General features: G+C 69.3%; 22 protein-coding genes. 19 read left to right on the top strand and 3 right to left on the bottom strand.

All coding sequences use genetic code 11. The features are described 5' to 3' along the window. Positions 1-4: 4 nt before the first annotated feature. Positions 5-919: a RecB family exonuclease gene (locus tag ABZZ20_RS14340; protein WP_356869706.1), complete on the bottom strand. Its 915-nt coding sequence runs from the start codon at positions 917-919 to the stop codon at positions 5-7. Between the two features lie 68 nt (positions 920-987). On the opposite strand from ABZZ20_RS14340, the gene ABZZ20_RS14335 reads away from it, so the two are divergent. The 3 genes from ABZZ20_RS14335 (at position 988) to ABZZ20_RS14325 (ending at position 4,047) form a co-directional block, all read left to right on the top strand. Next, complete coding sequence (locus tag ABZZ20_RS14335) at positions 988-2,304, top strand: site-2 protease family protein (RefSeq protein ID WP_356869705.1); 1,317 nt, start codon at positions 988-990, stop codon at positions 2,302-2,304. Positions 2,305-2,322: 18 nt separating this feature from the next. Beyond that, positions 2,323-3,222: a tRNA (adenine-N1)-methyltransferase gene (locus ABZZ20_RS14330; RefSeq protein ID WP_356869704.1), complete on the top strand. Its 900-nt coding sequence runs from the start codon at positions 2,323-2,325 to the stop codon at positions 3,220-3,222. 324 nt (positions 3,223-3,546) lie between these two features. After that, positions 3,547-4,047 carry a hypothetical protein gene (locus tag ABZZ20_RS14325; RefSeq protein WP_356869725.1) on the top strand — a complete coding sequence of 167 codons (501 nt, stop codon included), beginning with the start codon at positions 3,547-3,549 and terminating at the stop codon, positions 4,045-4,047. Positions 4,048-4,051: 4 nt separating this feature from the next. On the opposite strand, the gene ABZZ20_RS14320 is transcribed toward ABZZ20_RS14325, so the two are convergent. Beyond that, a complete protein-coding gene (locus ABZZ20_RS14320; RefSeq protein WP_356869703.1) occupies positions 4,052-4,372 on the bottom strand; it encodes a ferredoxin in 321 nt (106 codons plus the stop codon). 264 nt (positions 4,373-4,636) lie between these two features. On the opposite strand from ABZZ20_RS14320, the gene arc reads away from it, so the two are divergent. The 6 genes from arc to prcA all read left to right on the top strand — a co-directional run bounded on the left by arc (position 4,637) and on the right by prcA (position 10,790). Beyond that, positions 4,637-6,403 carry a proteasome ATPase gene (gene arc, locus ABZZ20_RS14315; protein ID WP_356869702.1) on the top strand — a complete coding sequence of 589 codons (1,767 nt, stop codon included), beginning with the start codon at positions 4,637-4,639 and terminating at the stop codon, positions 6,401-6,403. Positions 6,404-6,648: 245 nt separating this feature from the next. Further along, positions 6,649-8,160: a depupylase/deamidase Dop gene (gene dop / locus ABZZ20_RS14310; RefSeq protein ID WP_356869701.1), complete on the top strand. Its 1,512-nt coding sequence runs from the start codon at positions 6,649-6,651 to the stop codon at positions 8,158-8,160. 174 nt (positions 8,161-8,334) lie between these two features. Continuing rightward, positions 8,335-8,547, top strand: a complete 213-nt coding sequence (locus ABZZ20_RS14305) for a ubiquitin-like protein Pup (RefSeq protein ID WP_030016348.1) — start codon at positions 8,335-8,337, stop codon at positions 8,545-8,547. A 71-nt stretch (positions 8,548-8,618) separates the two neighbouring features. Continuing rightward, positions 8,619-9,194 carry an endonuclease VII domain-containing protein gene (locus ABZZ20_RS14300; protein ID WP_356869724.1) on the top strand — a complete coding sequence of 192 codons (576 nt, stop codon included), beginning with the start codon at positions 8,619-8,621 and terminating at the stop codon, positions 9,192-9,194. Continuing rightward, complete coding sequence (gene prcB, locus ABZZ20_RS14295) at positions 9,146-9,985, top strand: proteasome subunit beta (RefSeq protein ID WP_356869700.1); 840 nt, start codon at positions 9,146-9,148, stop codon at positions 9,983-9,985. The genes ABZZ20_RS14300 and prcB overlap by 49 nt, the downstream gene beginning before the upstream one ends. A gap of 40 nt (positions 9,986-10,025) precedes the next feature. Further along, positions 10,026-10,790, top strand: a complete 765-nt coding sequence (gene prcA, locus ABZZ20_RS14290) for a proteasome subunit alpha (protein ID WP_356869699.1) — start codon at positions 10,026-10,028, stop codon at positions 10,788-10,790. Between the two features lie 58 nt (positions 10,791-10,848). On the opposite strand, the gene ABZZ20_RS14285 is transcribed toward prcA, so the two are convergent. Beyond that, positions 10,849-11,847 carry a LacI family DNA-binding transcriptional regulator gene (locus ABZZ20_RS14285; RefSeq protein WP_356869698.1) on the bottom strand — a complete coding sequence of 333 codons (999 nt, stop codon included), beginning with the start codon at positions 11,845-11,847 and terminating at the stop codon, positions 10,849-10,851. Positions 11,848-11,982: 135 nt separating this feature from the next. On the opposite strand from ABZZ20_RS14285, the gene ABZZ20_RS14280 reads away from it, so the two are divergent. The 10 genes from ABZZ20_RS14280 (at position 11,983) to tatC (ending at position 20,518) form a co-directional block, all read left to right on the top strand. Further along, complete coding sequence (locus tag ABZZ20_RS14280) at positions 11,983-13,293, top strand: MFS transporter (protein ID WP_356869697.1); 1,311 nt, start codon at positions 11,983-11,985, stop codon at positions 13,291-13,293. A 58-nt stretch (positions 13,294-13,351) separates the two neighbouring features. Continuing rightward, positions 13,352-14,713 carry a Pup--protein ligase gene (gene pafA / locus ABZZ20_RS14275; RefSeq protein ID WP_356869696.1) on the top strand — a complete coding sequence of 454 codons (1,362 nt, stop codon included), beginning with the start codon at positions 13,352-13,354 and terminating at the stop codon, positions 14,711-14,713. Positions 14,714-14,816: 103 nt separating this feature from the next. Beyond that, a complete protein-coding gene (locus ABZZ20_RS14270) occupies positions 14,817-15,755 on the top strand; it encodes an FKBP-type peptidyl-prolyl cis-trans isomerase (RefSeq protein WP_356869695.1) in 939 nt (312 codons plus the stop codon). 27 nt (positions 15,756-15,782) lie between these two features. Further along, complete coding sequence (locus ABZZ20_RS14265; protein ID WP_356869694.1) at positions 15,783-16,175, top strand: FKBP-type peptidyl-prolyl cis-trans isomerase; 393 nt, start codon at positions 15,783-15,785, stop codon at positions 16,173-16,175. 151 nt (positions 16,176-16,326) lie between these two features. Continuing rightward, the gene (locus ABZZ20_RS14260; RefSeq protein WP_356869693.1) at positions 16,327-17,283 is read left to right on the top strand and encodes a WYL domain-containing protein; all 957 of its coding nucleotides are present in this window, start codon (positions 16,327-16,329) and stop codon (positions 17,281-17,283) included. A gap of 126 nt (positions 17,284-17,409) precedes the next feature. Beyond that, positions 17,410-18,378: a WYL domain-containing protein gene (locus ABZZ20_RS14255; RefSeq protein WP_356869692.1), complete on the top strand. Its 969-nt coding sequence runs from the start codon at positions 17,410-17,412 to the stop codon at positions 18,376-18,378. A 110-nt stretch (positions 18,379-18,488) separates the two neighbouring features. Further along, entirely contained in the window at positions 18,489-18,761 is a 273-nt protein-coding gene (locus ABZZ20_RS14250; protein ID WP_356869723.1) for a hypothetical protein, read from the top strand. 26 nt (positions 18,762-18,787) lie between these two features. After that, positions 18,788-18,988 carry a hypothetical protein gene (locus ABZZ20_RS14245; protein WP_356869691.1) on the top strand — a complete coding sequence of 67 codons (201 nt, stop codon included), beginning with the start codon at positions 18,788-18,790 and terminating at the stop codon, positions 18,986-18,988. 202 nt (positions 18,989-19,190) lie between these two features. Further along, complete coding sequence (gene tatA / locus ABZZ20_RS14240) at positions 19,191-19,487, top strand: Sec-independent protein translocase subunit TatA (RefSeq protein ID WP_356869690.1); 297 nt, start codon at positions 19,191-19,193, stop codon at positions 19,485-19,487. Positions 19,488-19,552: 65 nt separating this feature from the next. Next, positions 19,553-20,518, top strand: a complete 966-nt coding sequence (tatC, locus tag ABZZ20_RS14235) for a twin-arginine translocase subunit TatC (protein ID WP_356869689.1) — start codon at positions 19,553-19,555, stop codon at positions 20,516-20,518. The last annotated feature ends 27 nt before the right edge of the window (positions 20,519-20,545 follow it).

Here is a 20,545-nt window from a genome sequence, read left to right as displayed (position 1 = left end):
CCCCTCAGGATTCCGTAGGACGACCCGCTCCCGCTTCGTCCCTCGGGACGATCATCAGAGGATAGGCCGGGGGAGTGCCACCGAATTCCGGACACACCGCCCGGTGATCGCACCAGCCGCACAGCTTCGTCGGCCGCGGCCGCCACTCACCCGTCTCCGTCGCCTCCTCGATCGCCTCCCACAACGCGAGCAGCTTGCGCTCCACCCGCTCCAGATCCGCGATCACCGGGTCGTACGTCAACACGTCCCCACTGCCCAGGTACACCAGCTGCAGCCGCCGCGGCACCACCCGCTTCAGCCGCCACACCACCAGCGCATAGAACTTCATCTGGAACAACGCACCCTCGGCGTACTCCGGCCGCGGCGCCTTGCCCGTCTTGTAGTCGACGATCCGCACCTCACCCGTCGGCGCCACATCGACCCGGTCGATGATCCCGCGCAGCCGCAGCCCCGACTCCAGCTCCGTCTCCACGAAGAACTCCCGCTCCACCGGCTCCAGCCGGGTCGGGTCCTCCAACGTGAACCAGCGCTCCACCAGCGCCTCGGCCTCCGTCAGCCAGCGCGCCAGCCCCGCCCCCTCGTCCCCCTCCGGGAACAACTCCGTCAGCTCCGGCTTCGACTCCAACAACCGGTCCCACTGCGCAGGAACCAGTGCCTTCGCCCGCGGCGCCGTACGCTCCTGCGCCGGATGATCGAACAACCGCTCCAGCACCGCGTGGACCAGCGTGCCCCGCGTCGCCGCCGCACTCGGCTTCTCCGGCAACTTGTCGATCACCCGGAACCGGTACAACAACGGGCACTGCATGAAGTCGCTCGCCCGCGAAGGGGACAGCGAAGCGGGCCGGGCAGCACTCGACGCAACAGTGGAGGCTGCGTCGACATCGGCTGCGCCGGGAACCGGACCGGGACTCTTCGTCATGGACGAAACCCTACGACCCGCCGCCGACAGCACGCGCATACCATCGACGCCGAGCCCCCTCGCACTGCATGATCGGAGCATCACGCCGCGCTACCGCGCCCCCCACCGCACCGACCGTGCACCTGGACCACACTGAAAGCACCGCCGGCCGCACCCCGCCGGACAGCACCGAACGAAGGACAGCCGTGGCAGACACCGACGAAACCGGCGAGCGCGCGAACAAGCGCTCCGGCCCGGGCGGCGGACTCCTCATGGGCCGCCCCTTCGGCGTCCCCGTCTACGTCTCGCCCAGCTGGTTCCTCGTCGCCGCCCTCATCACCTGGGTCTTCGGCGACCAACTGGACCGCGTCCTGCCCGACCTCGGCCCCGCCCGCTACCTCGTCTCCCTCTTCTTCGCCGTCGCCTTCTACGCCTCGGTCCTCGTCCACGAACTCGCTCACACGGTCGCCGCACTCCGCTTCAAACTTCCCGTGCGCCGCATCCAGCTCCAGTTCTTCGGCGGGGTCTCCGAAATCGAGAAGGAGTCCGAAACCCCCGGCCGCGAGTTCATCCTCGCCTTCGTCGGCCCCCTGCTCTCCCTCGTCCTCGCCGGCGCCTTCTACCTCGGCATGGAAGTCGTCGACCCGGCGACCGTCCCCGGCGTCCTGCTCGCCGGCCTCATGATCTCCAACCTCCTCGTCGCCGCCTTCAACCTGCTGCCCGGCCTCCCCCTCGACGGCGGACGCATGCTCCGCGCCGTCATCTGGGGCATCACCGGCAACCCCATGAGCGGCACCGTCGCCGCCGCCTGGGTCGGCCGCGGCCTCGCCGTCGCCGTTCTCCTCGGCCTGCCGATGATCACCCACACCGGCATCCTCGGCACCCGGACCGACGACATCGGCGGAATGAACACCGTCATGGACGCCCTCCTCGCCGCGATCCTCGCCGCCATCATCTGGACCGGCGCCGGAAACAGCCTCCGCATGGCCCGCCTCCGCCAACACCTCCCCGAACTGCGCGCCCGCACCCTCACCCGCCGCGCGGTCCCCGTCGAGAACGCCACCCCGCTCTCCGAGGCCCTACGCCGCGCCAACGCCGACGGCGCCCGCGCCATCGTCGTCGTCGACGGCCACGGCGACCCCCTCGCCATCGTCCGCGAAACCTCCATCGCCTCCGTCCCCGAACACCGCCGCCCCTGGGTCGCCGTCAGCACCCTCGCCCAGGAGCTCACCGACGGAATGAAGGTTTCCGCGGAACTCGCCGGCGAAGAACTCCTCGACCACCTCCGCGCCACCCCCGCCACCGAATACCTCGTCGTCGAACCCAGCGGCGAGATCTACGGCGTCCTGTCCACCCTCGACGTCGAGAAGGCCTTCGTAAAAGCCATGGCGCGGCCCCGGTCCTGAAGCCAATACACTGGTCACATGTCCGAACCGACCGGTGCCGCCCGCCGACGCGGGCCCTTCGAGGTCGGGGACCAGGTTCAGCTCACCGACCCCAAGGGCCGCCACTACACGTTCACGCTCGAAGCCGGGAAGAATTTCCACACCCACAAGGGTTCCTTCCCGCACGACGAGCTGATCGGTGCTCCCGAGGGCAGTGTTGTCCGTACCACGGGGAACGTCGCGTACCTCGCGCTGCGCCCCCTGCTCCCCGACTATGTCCTGTCCATGCCCCGCGGTGCCGCCGTGGTCTACCCCAAGGACGCGGGCCAGATCCTGGCCTTCGCCGACATCTTCCCCGGCGCCCGCGTCGTGGAGGCGGGCGTCGGCTCCGGCTCCCTGAGCAGCTTCCTGCTGCGCGCCATCGGCGACCAGGGCATGCTCCACAGCTACGAGCGCCGCGCGGACTTCGCCGAGATCGCCACGGCCAACGTCGAGCGCTACTTCGGCGGCCCGCACCCCGCGTGGCAGCTGACCGTCGGCGACCTCCAGGACAACCTGTCCGACACCGACGTCGACCGCGTGATCCTCGACATGCTCGCCCCCTGGGAATGCCTGGAGGCCGTCTCCAAGGCCCTGGTCCCCGGCGGCATCCTGTGCTGCTACGTGGCCACCACCACGCAGCTCGCCCGGACCGTCGAATCCATCCGCGAGTTCGGCTGCTACGCCGAGCCGCAGCCCTGGGAATCGATGATCCGCAACTGGCACGTCGAAGGCCTGGCCGTCCGCCCGGACCACCGCATGATCGGCCACACCGGCTTCCTCGTCACGGCCCGACGCCTCGCGGACGGCGTCGAACCCCCCATGCGCCGTCGCCGCCCCGCGAAGGGCGCGTACGGCGAGGACTACGAGGGCCCGGGTGGGGGCACCTCCCAGCGGTAGCTGGGGGAAGGGTCGGCGGATCCGCCGACCGCGGCTGACCTCCCACCCGGCCGCCCCGCCAACACCGAGGCGCTGTGGCGCAGTTCCCCGCACGAAGCGGGAACTGCGCCACAGCGCCGTTTCGTTGTTCGGCATATCGGCTCGGCCAGCGCGGACCCGGCCGTTCCACGTCGGTGTGAGGTGTGGCACGATGCTGGCTCCCCGTCACCGTTCGCACAGGAGACACCCCGCGTGCCGCACCGTTCTGCCGAGCTGGCGCCAACCCTGGACCCCCTGGCGCACAACAGAGCCAGGCCCCTGCACTGGCTCGCCACGGCCTCCGCCATGGCCGCCGTGATGGCCACTGCGGGACTCCTCCAGCCGGACGCGGCCGCCACCGGCCCCTCCCCGGCCGCCGCGGCAGGCCCGCAGGCCGTCGCCCCCGACCCCGCCGGGGTCACCTACCCCCTGGACTGCAAGGGCCTCCCGGTAGCCGTCGTGGCCACCGCCCAGGGCGACCTCGACGGCGACGGACGCCCCGAGACCGTGGCCGCAGTCCGCTGCGACGCGGGCTCCGGCACACCGCCCCACGCCCTCTACGTACTGGCGCAGGACAAGGCCCCCGGCGCCGCACCCAGGATCGTCGCGACCCTCCTGGAGGCCGGCCGGCGCCAGACCACGACCGACCTCGCCGTCCGCGACGGCATCGTCACCGCGAGTCTCCTCGGCTACTCCTCGCCCGAGGTTCCGCGCTACAGCCCCGACCTGAAGCAGCTCGCCAAGTGGCGCTGGAGCGGCGGAAAATTCCGCCAGGAGCTGACGAACTCAGATCCCAAGAGTGTTTGAACCATCACTCCGCGTCGGGTCCGTACACCTCGACCCCGTCCGAAACGCGCCTCACGTGGATGCAGTCGCCCGGGCATTCCTTCGCCGAGTCGACCACGTCCTGCAACAGCGTCAGCGGAACCGGAGTGGTCGCCCCCGCCGCCATCAGCAGCTCGTCCTCGGGGCTCTTCACGTACGCCAGACCGTCGATGTCCAGCTCGAACACCTCCGGCGCGTACTGCACGCAGATGCCGTCGCCGGTGCAGAGGTCCTGGTCGATCCAGACCTCAAGCGGCTCGCCGGCCTGCCCGCCGCCGCCCGTGGGAGCCTCCTGCTGCACGGTCATATCTCCTGCCGTTCCCTGCGCTCAGTGATCCGTTTTCGTCACGAGCCACGGCAAGTCGCGCGAGCCCTGACGGGTGTTGAACAGTTCGACCTTACAACCGGCTGCTTTCCGATGTTGATGGGTGGGTATTTCCTTGGCGTGAGGGAGTACGCAAGGGTGAAGATCGGACACACCTCTACCGTCTTTGTGATCTAGGGGTTTCAATCACCACCAGCCCAGGTAGGGTCAGGAAGCGTCCAGCTCCCCTTGGAGGAGGTGAGGACCGTGGCAGCCCACGACGACGACATCAACCGCGGCATCCGGCCCGGGCGAGGGTCTGAGGACCCCGCCGGTCAGGTTGCCTATCTCGAGCAGGAAATCGCCGTCCTGCGACGTAAGCTCGCCGACTCTCCGCGACACACGAGGATTCTCGAAGAGCGGATCGTCGAGCTCCAGACAAATCTGGCCGGCGTCTCCGCGCAGAACGAGCGACTGGCGAATACGCTCCGTGAGGCCCGCGACCAGATCGTCGCGCTCAAGGAAGAGGTCGACCGGCTCGCACAGCCGCCGGCCGGCTTCGGTGTCTTCCTTCAGGCGAACGAGGACGGCACCGTCGACATCTTCACGGGGGGCCGCAAGCTCCGCGTGAACGTCAGCCCCAGCGTCGACCCGGAAGACCTCCGGCGGGGCCAGGAAGTCATGCTCAACGAGGCCCTCAACGTGGTCGAGGCCATGGAGTTCGAGCGGGCCGGGGACATCGTCACCCTCAAGGAGATCCTTGAGGACGGCGAGCGGGCCCTGGTGATCGGGCACACCGACGAGGAGAGGGTGGTGAGGCTCGCCGAGCCGCTCCTGGACATCACCATCCGCCCCGGCGACGCCCTGCTGCTCGAACCCCGCTCCGGCTACGTCTACGAAGTGGTCCCCAAGAGCGAGGTCGAGGAACTCGTCCTCGAAGAGGTGCCGGACATCGACTACGACAAGATCGGCGGCCTGGGCGACCAGATCGAGCTGATCCGCGACGCGGTCGAGCTCCCCTACCTCCACCCGGACCTGTTCAAAGAGCACGAACTGCGGCCGCCGAAGGGCATCCTGCTCTACGGTCCGCCCGGATGCGGCAAGACGCTCATCGCGAAGGCCGTGGCCAACTCCCTTGCCAAGAAGGTCGCCGAGGTGACCGGGCAGCCCGCCGGAAAGTCCTACTTCCTGAACATCAAGGGCCCCGAACTCCTCAACAAGTACGTCGGTGAGACCGAGCGGCACATCCGCCTCGTCTTCCAGCGTGCTCGGGAGAAGGCGAGCGAGGGCACCCCCGTCATCGTCTTCTTCGACGAGATGGAATCCCTCTTCCGCACCCGCGGATCCGGTGTCAGCTCGGACGTGGAGAACACCATCGTCCCGCAGCTGCTCGCCGAGATCGACGGCGTGGAGGGCCTGGAGAACGTCATCGTCATCGGCGCCTCCAACCGCGAGGACATGATCGACCCGGCCATCCTGCGGCCCGGCCGACTCGACGTGAAGATCAAGATCGAGCGCCCGGACGCCGAAGCTGCGAAGGACATCTTCGCCAAGTACCTCAAGGCCTCGCTGCCGCTGCACAGCGACGACCTGTCCGAACACTCCGGCTCGCCCGAGGTGGCCGTCCACAGCATGATCCAGACGGTCGTCGAGCAGATGTACGCCGAATCCGAGGAAAACCGCTTCCTCGAGGTCACGTACGCCAACGGCGACAAGGAAGTCCTCTACTTCAAGGACTTCAATTCAGGCGCCATGATCCAGAACATCGTGGACCGTGCGAAGAAGATGGCCATCAAGGCCTTCCTCGAGCACAACCAGAAGGGCCTCCGGGTCTCCCACCTCCTCCAGGCCTGCGTGGACGAGTTCAAGGAGAACGAGGACCTGCCCAACACCACCAACCCGGACGACTGGGCCCGGATCTCCGGCAAGAAGGGCGAGCGGATCGTATTCATCCGCACCCTCGTCACCGGAAAGCAGGGCGCGGACACCGGACGCTCCATCGACACGGTGGCAAACACCGGTCAGTACCTCTGATCGAACGGGGCGGCTGCGGGTGCCCTCACCGGGCACCCGCAGCCGACTGCTTTGCCGACCGCTTTCCAGCCGGTGACAGGCGACGGCAATGACCGAAATGATCTCCCCACCAGCGCGGAGTGGTTCTAGGCTCTTCCGTACCGCCGGTCGCGCAGTGCGGGGACGGGCACCGCACACGCACCGGAGCACCAGCGGTACTTGAGCGCCGCTCCCGAACGGGAGCGCCGCCGGGCAAGGAGGGCCGCATGACCGTACGGCGAGTAATGGGAATCGAGACGGAGTACGGGATCTCCGTCCCGGGGCACCCGAACGCCAATGCCATGCTCACCTCGTCCCAGATCGTCAACGCGTACGCGGCGGCGATGCACCGGGCGCGACGCGCCCGCTGGGACTTCGAGGAGGAGAATCCGCTGCGGGACGCCCGCGGCTTCGACCTCGCCCGCGAGGCCGCCGACACCAGCCAGCTCACCGACGAGGACATCGGCCTCGCCAACGTCATCCTCACCAACGGCGCACGGCTCTACGTCGACCACGCGCACCCCGAGTACAGCTCGCCGGAGGTCACCAACCCGCTCGACGCCGTGCTCTGGGACAAGGCGGGCGAGCGGATCATGGCCGAGGCGGCCGTACGGGCGGCCCAGCTGCCCGGAGCCCAGCCGATCCACCTCTACAAGAACAACACCGACAACAAGGGCGCCTCCTACGGCACGCACGAGAACTACCTGATGAAGCGGGAAACCCCCTTCGCGGAGATCGTGCGCCACCTGACCCCCTTCTTCGTCTCCCGGCAGGTCGTCACCGGGGCCGGCCGCGTGGGCATCGGACAGGACGGGCGCGAGCACGGCTTCCAGATCAGCCAGCGCGCCGACTACTTCGAAGTCGAGGTCGGCCTCGAAACCACCCTGAAGCGGCCGATCATCAACACGCGCGACGAGCCCCACTCGGACGCGGAGAAGTACCGCCGCCTCCACGTGATCATCGGCGACGCGAACCTCTCCGAAATCTCGACCTACCTCAAGCTCGGCACCACCGCGCTCGTCCTGTCCATGATCGAGGACGGGTTCATCAACGTGGACCTGGCCGTGGACCAGCCGGTGCGCACCCTGCACCAGGTCTCCCACGACCCCGATCTGCACCACCTGATCACGCTCCGCAGCGGCCGGACGCTGACCGCCGTGCAACTGCAGATGGAGTACTTCGAGCTGGCCAGGAAGTACGTGGACGAGCGTTTCGGTTCCGACGCGGACGAGCAGACCAAGGACGTGCTCGTCCGCTGGGAGGACGTGCTCGGCCGGCTGGAGAGCGACCCCATGAGCCTGTCGGGGGAGCTCGACTGGATCGCGAAGCGGGAGATCCTGGAGGGCTACCGCAGGCGCGACGGGCTGGGCTGGGACGCCGCCCGGCTCCACCTCGTGGACCTCCAGTACGCCGACGTCCGGCCCGAGAAGGGCCTGTACAACCGCCTGGTCGCCCGCGGCAAGATGAAGCGGCTGGTGGAGGAGCCGACGGTGGAGCGCGCCCAGGGCAAGCCTCCGGAGGACACCCGGGCGTACTTCCGCGGCCGGTGCCTGGAGCAGTACGCGGACGACGTGGCCGCGGCCTCCTGGGACTCGGTGATCTTCGACCTCCCGGGCCACGACTCGCTCCAGCGGGTCCCGACGCTGGAGCCGCTGCGGGGCACCCGGGCCCACGTCAAGGAGCTCCTGGACCGCTGCCGTACGGCGGAGGACCTGGTACGGGTGCTTTCGGGGCGCTGAACGGGGCTGAAAGGCCTCCGTCCCGGGAATCATGAGAAAACCCGGACGTTATGAAAGTGCGGGGACGAATGCCGGACCCTCCTTGTAGGGTCCGACGTAGGGTCTGATCTTGGGAGAGGTCCCGATCCGGGGCCTTTCTACGTGAGCGTGCGAACCGAGCGGGGTGAGGTAGACATGGCGACCAAGGACACCGGCGGCGGACAGCAGAAGGCGACGCGCTCGACCGAGGAGGTCGAGGAGGCGGCGGTCGAGGAATCGACCGACCTCAAGGAGCGCCAGGAGAAGCTCTCCGACGACGTCGACTCCGTACTTGACGAAATTGACGACGTCTTGGAGGAGAACGCCGAGGATTTCGTGAGGTCATTCGTGCAAAAGGGTGGCCAGTGAGGCGCATCATGGCTGGTTGACCTTCGAATTGAAGGTTTGGGGGCGGGGTGGCCGAGGTGGCGCCTGAGGGTATGAAGCGTTGCTCGCGATGTAAGCGCATTCAGTCATGCGAGGCCTTCGCGAGTAACCGCGCTATGCGGGATGGTCTGCAGGCGTATTGCCGCGAATGCCAGGCCGAGCACTACAAGCAGAAGCAAGAGGCGAAGGGGCGGACGGTGCGGGCGAAGGTTCCCGTGCCGTCCGGGCACAAGCGATGTCCCCAGTGCGGGGAGGTCAAGTCGCATGCGGAGTGGGAGCGGAACAAGACGAGTTCGGACGGTTGGGCCAGCTACTGCCGAGAGTGCCGAGCGCAACGGAACCGAGCTTCGTACTTCAAGCGCCACTACGGCATCACCGAAGCCGAGCGGGATGACATGATCGCCGCCCAAGGCGGGAGCTGCCTGCTCTGTCAGAACGCTCCGGCCGAGCATGTGGATCACGATCATCAGACGGGTAAGGTCCGAGGCGTACTGTGCTTCAGCTGTAACGCAGCGCTGGGGCAGTTCAAGGATCGGCCGGACGTCATACGGCGTGCAGCCGCTTACGTGGAAGGAAACCTGTGGAACCCAACACTCGTAGCACAGGGCGTCTACCGGCAGCCTTCCTGACGCCGGGGTCGTCGTCCTTCATGGACTTCCTGGGCGCGCACTCGCCCGAGATGCTGCCGGGGAACCGCAGGCTCCCCGAGGGTGTCGTCGAGGCGCCGCACGGGACGACCATCGTGGCCGCCACCTTCCCCGGCGGGGTCGTGCTCGCCGGTGACCGGCGGGCGACCATGGGGAACATGATCGCGCAGCGGGACATCGAGAAGGTGTTCCCGGCCGACGAGTACTCCGCGGTGGGCATCGCCGGTACGGCCGGCCTGGCCGTGGAGATGGTCAAGCTGTTCCAGCTGGAGTTGGAGCACTTCGAGAAGGTGGAGGGGGCGACCCTCTCCCTGGAGGGCAAGGCCAACCGGCTCTCCACCATGATCCGGAGCAATCTGGGGATGGCGATGCAGGGGCTGGCCGTCGTACCGCTGTTCGCGGGGTACGACGAGGCCAAGGAGAAGGGTCGCATCTTCTCCTACGACGTGACCGGCGGCCGCTCGGAGGAGCACGGGTACGCCGCCACCGGCTCCGGTTCGATCTTCGCGCGGGGCTCCATGAAGAAGCTCTACCGTCCGGACCTGACGGAGGAGCAGGCCACCACGCTGGTCGTGCAGGCGCTGTACGACGCTGCCGACGACGACTCGGCGACCGGTGGGCCGGACCTGTACCGCCACATCTACCCGATCGTCACCGTCATCACGGACGAGGGGTTCCGCAGGCTGACCGACGACGAGTCGCAGGAGCTCGCCCGTACGGTCACCAACCGTCGGCTGGAGCAGCCCGACGGCCCGCGCGCCGCCCTGCTCTGACCATCCGTCGCCCAGCCCAGAAGAAAGGGACGGATCACCGGTGTCGACTCCGTTCTATGTGTCACCCCAGCAGGCCATGGCCGACCGGGCGGAATACGCCCGGAAGGGCATCGCCCGCGGTCGCAGCCTGGTCGTGCTGCAGTACGCCGACGGCATCGTGTTCGTCGGCGAGAACCCGTCCCGTGCGCTGCACAAGTTCAGCGAGATCTACGACCGGATCGGCTTCGCGGCCGCCGGTAAGTACAACGAGTACGAGAACCTGCGGATCGGCGGTGTGCGCTATGCCGATCTGCGTGGATACACCTACGACCGCGACGACGTGACGGCCCGTGGGCTCGCCAACGTCTACGCGCAGACGCTGGGCACCATCTTCTCCAGCGCCGGCGAGAAGCCGTACGAGGTGGAGTTGGTCGTGGCCGAGGTCGGTGCGACGGCCGCGGGTGACCAGATCTACCGGTTGCCGCACGACGGTTCGATCGTGGACGAGCACGGCTCGGTCGCGGTCGGCGGCAATGCCGAGCAGATCAGCACCTACCTCGATCAGCGTCATCGCGACGGGATGACCCTCGCCGAGGCGCTGAAGTTGGCGGTGCAGGCGTTGTCCAGTCAGGCGAGCGGTGCTGACAAGACGATCCCGGCCGAGCGGTTGGAGGTCGCGGTGCTGGACCGGACGCGGTCGCAGCAGCGCAAGTTCAAGCGGATCCGGGGCCGGCAGCTGGCGAGGTTGCTGGAGGCGGACGTTCCGGCGGCGGCCCAGGCGGATGCCGTGTCGAACGACGAGGCTCCGGAGGACGAGGCGGAGTAGTCGCAGGACGGGGAGAGCCCCGGTCCGCCCGATGGGGTGGGCCGGGGCTCTTGCGTGTTCAGCGGGTGGGTGCGGGGCCGGAGGAGTCGCGGACCACGAGTTGCACGGGGATGTCGGGTGCGGTCCAGGGGGTGCCTTCGAGGACGGCGAGGAGGGCGGTCATGCCCTGTTCGCCGACGCGCTCGGCGGGCAGGCGGACGGTGGTCAGCTCGGGTTCGACGGCCGTGGCGAGGGCCAAGTCGTCGAAGCCGGTGACGGAGAGGTCGTCGGGGACGCGCAGGCCGAGGCGGCGGGCGGCCTTGCAGGCGCCGGCGGCGAGGATGTCGTCGTCGCAGATGACGGCGGTGGGGCGGTCTCCGGGGGCGGTCAGGGCTTTCTCCATGGCCGTGCGGGCGTCGGTGACGGTGAGCGGGGCCCGTACGGTGCGCAGCTCGGCGTGGGGGCCCAGGAGGGCGGCCAGGGCTTCGGCGCGGACGTTGAAGGTCCAGGTGTTGACGGCCGAGGCGAGGTGGAGGAAGCGGCGGTGGCCGAGGGTGAGGAGGTGTTGGGTGACCTGGCGCATGCCGTCGGCCATGGCGAGGTTGACGTGGGCGGCGGCGCGGTCGGCGGTGGGGTCGCTGTCGAGCATGACGAGGGGTAGTTCGGTGCCGCCGATGGCGTCGAGGGCGGCGGCGGCCATGGAGGAGGCGATGACTCCGTCGAGGGCGGCGCGGGCGGAGGCGAAGGGGTCGCGGGCGGGGCCGGTGCCGTCGGGGGAGGGGTAGAGGACGACGCCGAAGCCGTGTTCGGAGGCGATGCGGGCGGCGCCGGTGTAGACGCGGGCGAAGAATTCGTTGGTGAGGGCGGGGACGACGAGGAGGGCGGTGCGGGTGCTGCCGAGGCGAAGGTTGCGTGCGGCGAGGTTGGGGCGGTAGCCGAGTTGTGTGGCGGCTTCGCGGACCAGGCCGGCGGTGCGTTCGGAGACGCGCCCGCGCCATTTGTCGCCGAGGACGAGGGAGACGGTGGCCTGGGAGACCCCTGCGGCGGTGGCCACGTCCCGGCTGGTGGGTCTCGTCACACGGTGCTCCTGAAGTACGAGGTCGGAGGGGGTGGTGGGGTCGTCCGGGTGGACCCCTCTCGTGCAGCCATGGTACGTATGACGAGTCACGTTATACGTATTACCCCGGTGGGTCCGGGCGGAAAGGGGGCGGACATGGCCGCGGGATACGCGGAGCTGCTCAGGACCAGGCACGCCGCGAGGCTGCTGGTGGGCACGCTCGTCGGCCGGCTGCCCAACGGCACCGGGCCGATCGCGATCGTGTTGTTCACCCGCGCCGAGGGGGGCAGCTACAGCCTGGCGGGTGCCCTGGCCGCCGTGTACGGCCTGGCCAATGCGGTGGGGCAGCCGCTGCTCGGCCGCGCGGTCGATCTGTTCGGGCAGCCCCGCGTGCAGCTGCCGGCCGCCGTGGTCTCCGCGCTGGGCATGGTGTGGCTGGCGCTCGCGGGCACGGGGTCGGCGGTGGTCGCGTACGGCGCCGTCGTGGTCGCGGGGCTCTTCACGCCGCCGCTGGAGGGCGGGCTGCGGGCGCTGTGGCCCGCCGTGCTCGGTGGCAAGGAGGAGCGCGTGCACGCGGCGTACGCCATGGACGCGGTGGCCCAGGAGGTCATGTTCACCGTGGGCCCGTTGCTGGTGACGTTGTGCGTCGCGCTCTGGGACCCGGCCGGGGCCCTGTTGGTGATCAACGCCATCGGGGTCCTGGGGGCGCTCTCCGTCGTGGTCTGCGAGCCCTCCCGTACCTGGCGTTCCGCGCCGCGCGAGGCGCACTGGTTGGGTGCGCTGCGCTCGCGGGGGCTGCTGGCGCTGCTCGGCGCGTTCTTCTTCGTGGGCACGGCCCTGGGGTCGATCACCGTGGCCGGTGTCGCGTACGCCGATGACCACGGGGGGCAGGCGGTGTACGGCTGGCTGATGGCGGCGCTGGGGCTGGGCGCGCTGGTCGGCGGGGTGCTGTACGGGGCCCGGCAGTGGTCGGGTGCGCCCGAGCGGCGGCTGCGGCTGTTGGTGGGGCTGCTGGCGGTCTGCTACCTGCCGCTGATGCTGATTCCGGGTCCGGTGGCCATGACGGGGCTGTCGGCGGTGGCCGGCGTTTTCCTCGCGCCCTCCCTCGCCTGTGCGTTCATCGTCGTGGACCGGCACGCCCCGGCGGGCACGGTGACGGAGGCGTTCTCCTGGCTGGTGACGTTCTTCGGGGTGGGTGCGGCCATCGGTACGGCGGCGGCCGGGCCGGCGGTGGAACTGGGAGGTACGGCGACGGGGTTCGGCGTGGCGAGCGTCGCCGGTGCGGCGGCGCTGCTGGTTCTGATGGCCACTCAGCGGGTGCTGGCCGCTCCGGGCCCGACCCGCAGGGTGACCGGTTCGGCGGTAGGTCCTTCGGGGGTTCCTTCGGGGGGTGCGGCCGAGGGGCCGGTGGAGGGCGCTGCGGGCGGCTCGGGGGAGGGTCCTGTGGAGCGGTTCGTCGGCAACTGATCGAAACGGCGTTCTCGAACCCGGTTTCAGAACAGTGCGAAAGGCGTAATGTTCAGTCATGGACCGCCGCATTTTCGGGCTGGAGAACGAGTACGGCGTCACGTGCACGTTCAGGGGACAGCGCCGACTGTCTCCTGACGAAGTGGCGCGCTACCTCTTCCGCCGTGTTGTGTCATGGGGCCGCAGCAGCAATGTGTTCCTGCGGAACGGCGCCCGCCTGTACCTCGACGTGGGTTCGCATCCGGAATATGCAACTCCTGAATGCGACAACGTGACCGAACTGGTCACGCACGACAAGGCGGGCGAGCGCATTCTGGAAGGTCTGCTCGTCGATGCCGAACGGCGCCTGCACGAGGAGGGAATCGCGGGCGACGTCTATCTCTTCAAGAACAACACCGACTCGGCGGGCAACTCGTACGGCTGCCACGAGAACTATCTGGTGGCCCGGCACGGGGAATTCTCCCGCCTGGCGGACATCCTCATTCCGTTCCTCGTCACGCGGCAGCTGATCTGCGGCGCGGGCAAGGTGCTGCAGACCCCTCGGGGTGCGGTCTACTGCGTGAGTCAGCGCGCCGAGCACATCTGGGAGGGCGTCAGCTCCGCCACGACCAGGTCCCGGCCGATCATCAACACCCGCGACGAGCCGCACGCGGACGCCGAGCGCTACCGGCGGCTGCACGTGATCGTCGGTGACTCGAACATGTCCGAGACGACCATGCTGCTCAAGGTGGGGGCCACCGACCTGGTGCTGCGCATGATCGAGGCGGGCACGGTGATGCGGGACCTGACCCTGGAGAACCCGATCCGGGCCATCCGCGAGGTCAGTCACGACATCACGGGCCAGCGCAAGGTGCGCCTCGCCAGCGGTCGGGAGGCCTCGGCGCTGGAGATCCAGCGCGAGTACTACGACAAGGCCGTGGACTTCGCCGAGCGCCGGGGGATCCGTACCGGCACGGTGGACCAGGTGCTGGAGCTGTGGGGTCGCACCCTCGACGCGATCGAGGCGGAGGAGCTGGACCGGATCGGGACCGAGATCGACTGGGTCATGAAGTACCAGCTGATCGAGCGGTACCGGGCCAAGCACGGCATGACCATGTCGAACCCGCGGGTGGCCCAGATAGACCTCGCGTACCACGACATCCACCGCCGCCGCGGGCTGTACTACCTGCTGGAACGCAAGGGGCAGGCGGCGCGGATCTGCAATGACCTGAAGATCTTCGAGGGCAAGTCGGTGCCCCCGCAGACCACGAGGGCGCGGCTGCGCGGCGACTTCATCCGCCGGGCGCAGGAGCAGCGGCGGGACTTCACGGTGGACTGGGTGCACCTCAAGCTCAATGACCAGGCGCAGCGGACCGTGCTGTGCAAGGACCCGTTCCGGTCGGTGGACGACCGGGTGGAGAAGCTGATCGCAGGCATGTGACATCGCGCTGATCTTGGCCGGGGCTCCGTACGGATCTCGTACGGGGCCCTGCCCACGCCTTAGAGTGGCGGCGACCGCTTGCCGTCTGAGATCTGAGGAACCCGTGCGCCGACTTGCCGGCCTGCTTGTCGTACCCCTTCTGCTGCTGTCGACAGCAGCCTGTGGCGACAGCGGCTCCGACTCCGCCCAGATGAAGAACGGGGCGCCCGCGATCACGAAGGGCGCCAAGTTCGGAGAGACCCCCACCCTGTCGAAGGCCCAGGGCACCCCGCCGAAGGAACTGAAGGTGGTGACCATCAGCGAGGGCGACGGCCCGGCGCTGAAGAAGGGCGACGTCGCCCAGGTCAACTACTACGGCCAGGTGTGGGACGGCAAGGAGCCGTTCGACCAGAGCTTCGGCAAGGGCAAGCCGTTCGACGTGACCATCGGTGCCGGCATGGTCATCAAGGGCTGGGACCAGGGCCTGGAGGGCAAGAAGGTCGGCAGCCGCCTGGAACTGGTGATCCCGCCGGACCTGGGCTACGGGGAAAAGGGCTCGGGCGACAAGATCAAGCCGAACGCCACGCTGGTCTTCGTCGTGGACATCGTCAAGGGCACCACCGTCCCGGTCTCCGCCACCGGCAAGGAGGTCGCGCAGGACAACAAGGACCTGCCCAAGGTCGGTACGAACACGGACGGCAAGGAAGTCTCCGTCACCGTCCCGAAGGACGCCGCGCCGCCCACCAAGTTGGTTTCGAACTACGTCCTCGAAGGTGACGGACCTGAGGTCAAGGACACCAACAACGTCGTGGTCAAGTTCAACGGCAAGACGTGGAAGGACGACAAGACCTTCGAAAGCACGTACGCCACCGACCAGACGGTGACCTGGCCGATGGAGCAGCTCTCGGTCAAGGGCCTCAAGGACGGGCTGCTCGGCAAGAAGGCCGGCAGCCGCATCCTGCTGGTCATCCCGCCGGACCAGGCGTTCGGCGACAAGGAGCAGGGGACCATCCCGGCGAACTCGACGCTGGTCTTCAGCCTCGACATCCTCGCCGTGATGTAAGACTGTCCCAGTTGACCTGATTGAGTTATGAGGAGCAGTTCCGTGAGCGACAAGCTCGAGAAGCCCGAGATCGACTTCCCCGAGGGCCCGGCCCCCACCGACCTCGTCATCGAGGACATCTGGGAGGGCGACGGCGCCGAGGCGGTCGCCGGTTCCAAGGTCTCGGTCCACTACGTGGGCGTGGCCTTCTCCACCGGTGAGGAGTTCGACGCCTCCTGGAACCGCGGCGCCCCGCTGCAGTTCATCCTGGGCATCGGCCAGGTCATCTCCGGTTGGGACCAGGGCGTCCAGGGCATGAAGGTCGGCGGTCGTCGCAAGCTGACGATCCCCGCCCACCTCGCGTACGGTGACCGCGGCGCCGGCGGTGCCATCAAGCCGGGCGAGACGCTGATCTTCGTCTGTGACCTGATGGGTGTCTGATCCGGCATCCCGTGATCGGTGAAGGGGCCCCCGCCGTCAGGCGGGGGCCCTCGCTTTTGCCGGGGCCCGCCGGGGCGGTACGGTCAACGGTCACGGACGTGTGTCGTGCGTGTCGTGCAACGTGTAGGCGGAGAAGGGCGGAAGGGCGTCGATGGCGATTGCCAAGTCCGAGCGGCTGATGAATCTGGCGCTGTGTCTGCTGGGGACCCGTCGGCCGCTGAGCAAGCGCGAGTTGCGCGGCTCCATCGAGGCCTACATGGAAGCGGGCAACGACGAGTCCTTCAACCGCATGTTCGAGCGGGACAAGGACGATCTGCGTGAACTCGGCCTGGTCATCGAGACGGTGGAGAACCTGGAGGGCGAGACCGGTTACCTCGCCCGCCGCGACAGCAACCGGCTGCCGCCCGTCTCCCTGGACGCCGAGGAGGCCGCCGCGCTGGGGCTCGCGGCCAAGGTCTGGCAGCAGGCCCGTCTCGCCGGAGCCGCCAGCGGGGCCCTGCAGAAGCTGCGCGCGGGCGGGATGCCGGAAGCGGAGGACCCGTACGAGGGCCAGCACAGTGCCATCGAGCCGCGCATCCCGGTCCACGAGGCGGCCTTCGAACCGCTGATGCTGGCCTGCCGCGACCGCCGGCCGGTGGTGTTCGACTACCGCAAGTCCACCGCCGCCCGCCCCGAGACCCGTCAGGTGGAGCCGTGGGCGCTGGAGTGCTGGCGCGGCCACTGGTACCTGGCGGGCTACGACCGCGACCGCGGGGCGGAGCGGGTGTTCCGGCTCTCCCGGATCACCGGAAAGGTCCGCTCCAGGGCGGCCAAGTACACCGCGGAGGTTCCGGACGTGGTCACCGTACGGGAGACCGTGGCGAGCTGGGCCGGGGAGAGCGCGGACCGCTCCGCGCTGATCCGGCTGCGGGCCGGGGCCGGCTACCCGCTGCGGGCCAAGGCCACCGCCGTGCGCGAGGGCGCGGACGGCTGGGACGAGCTGGAGATCCCGTACGGGCACGGGCTGGACGCGTGGCTCGTCGAGTTCGGGCCGGACGTGGTGGTGGTGGAGCCCGCCGACCTGCGGGCGGACGTCGTGGACCGACTGCGCGCCGTCGCCGGGGGCTGAGGCCGCCGCCCCGGCGGGCCGGCCCCGCCAAGGCCCGCCGCACGATCCGCACCGTCCCGCACCGTCCGCACAGATCGCACCACCGCACCGTTCGCAAGACGTGCCCTGAGGGGGAGACGTACCAGCATGGCTGCCAACGCCATCGACCAGACCCGCCGGATGCTGTCCCTGGTGACGTACCTGCGCGAGCGCCCCGGGGCGCACGTCGCCGACGTCGCCCGCGCCTTCGGCATCACCGAGGACGAGCTGATCTCGGACCTCGACGTGCTGCCCATGTGCGGGACCAGCTTCCGCGGCGGGGACCTGCTCGACATCGACACCGACGGGGAGCGCATCTGGTGGCGCAACCCCGACGCGTCGGGGGAGTCCACCGCCGAGCCGCTGCGCCTCGCCGCCGACGAGGCCACCGCGCTCCTCGTCGCCGCCCGCGCGGTGGCGACGCTGCCGGGCCTGCGCGAGAGCGATCGGGACGCGTTGCTGAGGGCCACCGCGAAACTGGAGGCCGCCGCGGGCGAGGCGGCCGGAGCCAGTTCCCGGCTGTCGGTGACCTTCGAGGCGGAGGGCGGGGTCTTCGCGGACGTCGACCGGGCCATCGCGGAGCGCCGGCGGCTGTGGCTGCGCTACTACTCTCCGGCGCGGGACGAGCTGACCGAGCGCACGGTCGACCCGATCCGGCTGTTCGCGGTGGGGCACACCTATATGGAGGGCTGGTGCCACCTCTCCGAGGCGCGGCGCACCTTCCGCCTGGACCGGGTCGCCGAGATCCGGCTGCTGGACGAGCGGGCCGAGCCGCCCGCCATCGAGCCGCGGGACCTGTCCGAGGGGCTCGTACAACCGTCCGCCGAGGATCCGGAGGTCGTCGTCGAGGTGGGTCCGGGCGGTCGCTGGGTCGCCGAGTACTACCCGCACGACAGTGCCGAGGAGCTGTCCGACGGGGGTCTGCGGATCACGCTGCGCAGCCCGGACCCGGCCTCGCTGCGCCGCCTCGCGCTGCGGCTGGGGCGGGAGGGCCGGATCGTGGCGCCCGTGGAGTTGGCGGACAGCGCGCGGCAGGCGGCCCGGGAGGCCCTCGCCGGGTACGGGGAACAGGGCTGAGCAAGGAGAAGTAGCGGGGCGGCACCGGGCCCGGGCCCTACGCGGGCGTCCGGTACGGGGTCGTACCGGACGGAAAGAACGGCTGAGGGGAGCACCGAGCGATGTCGCCAATGTCCGGGCCACGGGGTGTGCGTGCCGCGGCGGGGCCGCCGGGGCGGTCCGGGACGGTCGAACCGGTCTCCTTCAAGGCGGCCTGTACCGACTGCCGTGCCCGCTTCGAGTTGCCCGCGGGGGCGCTGAGACTGGTGATCGGCGGGAGCCGGCGGACCACGTTCTACTCCTTCACCTGTCCCGAGTGCGGGGCTTGCGTGCGCAAGCCGGCGGGGGAGCGCATTGTGGAACTGCTGACCGGCGGCGGCGTGAGCACCCTGCGCAGCATCTGAGGGGGCCGGTGGCCTAGGCTCGTCCCATGCTGTGGCCGATGCTCGCAATCGCCCTGGGGTTCCTGGGGCTCGCCGTTCTCGCCGTTCTCGCCCTACGCGTCTACGTGGAGGTGCGGCGGCTGTCCGGCCAGGTGGCGCGGGCCAGCCGTCGGATCACGGACGCCTCGCAGGACCTGGAGCGTGCGGCGACGGATCTGGCGCGGGCCGGGCGGGCAGCAGGCCCGTGACCGCGGGCCCGAGCCCCGCACGTCTCTGGAAAGTAGGGGACGGGACCCGTACCGTCGGTCGCAGTCGTGCGCAAGGCGTGGTACCCCAGGGGATTGCCGGGCGTTAACCCCCGGGGGTTACGATCCTTTCTTGAGCGGTCACGGACCACGGTCCGGGCCGCCGACACCACAACCAGCCGTTTCGGTGAGAAGGAAGACACACATGATCGGCAATATGAAGCCCCTTGAGATCCTTCTGATCATCGCTGTCATCGTGCTGCTGTTCGGTGCGAAGAAGCTCCCCGAGATGGCCCGCTCCCTCGGCAAGTCGGCCCGCATCCTCAAGAGCGAGGCCAAGGCCATGAAGAACGACGGCGCGGCCGAGGACGCCGGCACCGCCGCGACGGTCGCGGACCAGGCCCCGCAGCAGGCTGCCGCTCCCCGCACCATCAAGGCCGCGCCCGGCGACGTGACCAGCTCGCGGCCCGTCAACGAGCCGAACCACACCACCCAGGGCTGATCGTCCGACCGCGCCGCCGCGGTCACGATCATGCCGGTCAGCTGCAACGAGACAAGGGACGTGGGTTGCTCAAGTCTGCCCGCAAGCAGGGGAAGCAAAGCAAGCAGGAGAAGGACGCCGAAGGGCGGATGCCGCTTGTCGAGCACCTGCGTGAGCTGCGAAACCGCCTGCTGAAGTCGGTCCTGGCGATCCTCGTGATCACCGTCGTCGCCGCCTTCTCCTACAAGAACCTCATCGACTTCATGCTGAAGCCGATGCTGGACTCCGTCGGCTGCACCGACGGGGTGGTCTCGCAACGCAACGGCCGGCCCTGCGCCGACATGACCGTGAACGGCCTCATCGCGCCGTTCTCCATCGCCCTCAAGGTCTCGCTCACCGCCGGTGTGGTGCTCTCCGCCCCGGTGTGGCTCTACCAGCTGTGGGCCTTCGTCGCCCCCGGCCTGCACAACCACGAGAAGCGTTACGCGACGGGCTTCGTCGCGGTCGGCGCCCCGCTGTTCGGCGCCGGCGCCGTACTCGCCTACAAGCTCCTGCCGCAGACCGCCACGATCCTCCTCGACTTCACCCCCGAGCACGCGCGCAACCTGCTCCCGGTCGACGACTACCTCGACCTGGTCACGCGCATGGTCGTCGTCTTCGGCCTGGCGTTCGAGCTGCCGCTGCTGCTGATTCTTCTGAACTTCACCGGGGTCCTCACCGCGAAGCGGCTGGCGAGCTGGTGGCGGGCCATGGTGCTGGGCATCACGATCTTCGCCGCGTTCGCGACGCCCACCGGCGATCCGCTGACCATGCTGTCGCTGGCCGCACCGATCGTCGCCCTCTACTTCGTCGCGCTCGGCATCTGTCTGGTCAACGACCGCAGGCGGGGCCGCAACAACCCCGATGCGCTCCTCGACGACGACGAGGCCGCCGAGATCGACCTCACGCCCGCGCCGATCGGGGAGCTGGAAGCGGTGCAGGCCCCGACCGCCCTGCCCGAGCAGGCCGACGGCGGACGCCGGCAGATCAACGGTTACGACGACGCCACCTGACAGGTACATTCCTCCCCCATGACTACG

This window comes from Streptomyces sp. NPDC006430, assembly GCF_040612395.1.
Classification (GTDB): Bacteria; Actinomycetota; Actinomycetes; order Streptomycetales; family Streptomycetaceae; genus Streptomyces.
The sequence above is the reverse complement of the archived record's forward strand: the minus strand, read 5'-3'. Positions and strand labels throughout refer to the sequence as shown.